1 protein-coding gene is annotated in these 1,775 nt (G+C 49.3%); it reads left to right on the forward strand.

The window, feature by feature from the left end; translation table 11 throughout:
* Positions 1 to 121: 121 nt before the first annotated feature.
* A complete protein-coding gene (locus ETB99_RS14470) occupies positions 122 to 1,399 on the forward strand; it encodes an IS110 family RNA-guided transposase (RefSeq protein ID WP_042536374.1) in 1,278 nt (425 codons plus the stop codon).
* Positions 1,400 to 1,775: the final 376 nt, after the last annotated feature.

Genomic DNA, 1,775 nt, shown 5'->3' on the forward strand with positions numbered 1-1,775 from the left:
AAAGGAGCATTCCTGTTAGAAGTTTTTTCGGGGACTTGAATAAAAAAAGCCCTCTTGGTATGATTCGGGGGTGTCAATCGGATGAATTGACCCCTAATTTGGATACCAAGGAGGACTATACATGAATTCTATCTCAAACAAGAAGATTAATCAAGTCACCGATCAAACGCTGGTTGTTGGCATGGATATCGCGAAAAAGAAGCATTACGCCTGCTTTGTGGATGAGCGAGGGAGGGTGCTGAAAAAATCGTTTCCCGTTCCGCAATCCAGAGAAGGGTTGGAATGGTTGTACCAGTGCATCGTGAAAGCGATGGAGGAATTTGAAAAAACGGAAGTGATCGTTGGCATCGAGCCAACGGGACATTATTGGCTCAATCTCGCTTACTTTCTTGACGAGAAGGGCATTCCTCTCGTCATGACAAACCCGATGCACGTGAAGCGATCCAAAGAGCTGGACGACAATCTTCCGACCAAGCATGATGCGAAAGACGCGCTCGTCATTGCCCGGTTAGTGAAAGACGGCCGATTCAGCTATCCGCGCATTCTGAAAGGGATGGAGGCCGAACTGCGCGTTGGAGCGACATTTCGCTCCAAATTGGTGGAAGAACAGGGAGCGATTCGAAATCAAATGATTCGCTGGCTTGATCGATATTTTCCGGAGTTTTCCCAAGTCTTCCCGTCATTTGGGAAAATGGCGCTCGCGGTGCTGGAATATACGCCATTTCCGAGTGATCTGGCAGGAAAAGAGCTAGAAGAGGTGCTGGCCCTTTACCGGCAAAGTGAGGGATTACAATCGCCACAAAAACCGAAAGCGAAGAAGTTGATGGAATTGGCCCAACATTCCATTGGCGTAACGGAAGGACAACAGATGGCCCGTATCGAAATTGCCACGCTTGTCCGCCGGTACCGCCAACTGGAAGAAGAAATCGAGGCACTGACAGAGCAGCTGATCGAACTCGTACAGACATCGGTCGAGTACGAATGGTTGAAGACCGTTCCGGGCTTAGGCGATGCGACCATCGTGGAACTGTTATCAGAGATCGGGAGTTTCTCCCATTATCAGGATCCGCGGCAACTCATCAAATTAGCGGGCCTGACGCTGCGGGAACATTCCTCCGGCCAACACAAAGGGCAAAAACGGATCTCGAAGCGTGGAAGAAGGCGGTTGCGCGCCCTCCTATTCCGCGTGATGATGCCGATGATCCGCCACAACGAAGCGTTTCGGCAGCTGCACGACTATTACACGACACGTCCTGATAATCCGTTGCGGAAGAAGCAATCGATTGTGGTGTTATGCGGAAAATTATTGAAGGTATTGCACGCTGTATGTACGAAGCACCAAGCGTTCGATGCGAAGCGAATGATGCAGGACATCTTTGGCCTCGAAACGGCTGCTTGATGCCTATAGTCTCGATTCCCTAGACAACAAGGATGACACGGAGAAGCTGGCGCGATATCATCCATTCGACCTTGAGTCCCTAAAGGAGCTTAGCCGGCCTCTGCCTGATGACTAGACCGAACGAAGGAATGTAGGCACAAGGATGCCAAGAGACATGGGAGGGTTCGTCATCATCAGCGATGCAGAGATCCACGGTGCATCCCATACGCTTCCCCCACTACAACCAAATTTAACCAGTAGTGGCCGCGAAGCGTACCCCGTCAATGTAAGATATACACATATTTAAGAAATAATGTTAGAAACTTTGTCGAAAAATATTTTTTTGACACCCCTGAAACGGCTACAACCGTTGATATATCAACATTTATAGAGGGAG

Origin of the sequence: Anoxybacillus sp. CHMUD (assembly GCF_013096965.1) — a bacterium.
GTDB lineage: Bacteria > Bacillota > Bacilli > Bacillales > Anoxybacillaceae > Anoxybacillus > Anoxybacillus kestanbolensis_A.